Source organism: uncultured Kocuria sp. (genome assembly GCF_947500125.1).
Classification (GTDB): Bacteria; Actinomycetota; Actinomycetes; order Actinomycetales; family Micrococcaceae; genus Kocuria.
Map to the genome: position 1 here is coordinate 1 of NZ_CANMRA010000098.1, position 341 is coordinate 341.

Genomic DNA, 341 nt, shown 5'->3' on the forward strand with positions numbered 1-341 from the left:
CCGGTGAGCGCGCTGCTGCACTCGGCGGCGATGGTGGCCATGGGCGGCTACCTGCTGCTGCGCGTGGAACCGCTGCTGGCCTCCACCGGGTGGGCGGGTCCGGCCGCGGCATGGATCGGGGTGGCCACCGCGGTGCTGATGGGGATCGTGGCGCTGGCCCAGCGGGAGCTCAAGCAGCTGCTGGCGGCATCGACGGTGGCGCAGCTGGGGTTCGTGGTGCTGGCCGCCGGGGTGGGCGCGGTCAGCGGCGGGGCGGCCCACCTGGTGGCCCACGCCTCCACCAAGGCCCTGCTGTTCCTGGCCGCCGGGGCGTGGCTGACAGCACTGGGCACCGAGGAGCT

Annotated in this window: 1 protein-coding gene; it reads left to right on the forward strand. The window is 75.4% G+C overall.

The annotated features are described in order from the left end of the window. On the forward strand, positions 1 to 341 hold a 341-nt coding region (locus tag Q0817_RS20015), incomplete at both ends, for a proton-conducting transporter membrane subunit (RefSeq protein ID WP_298592253.1).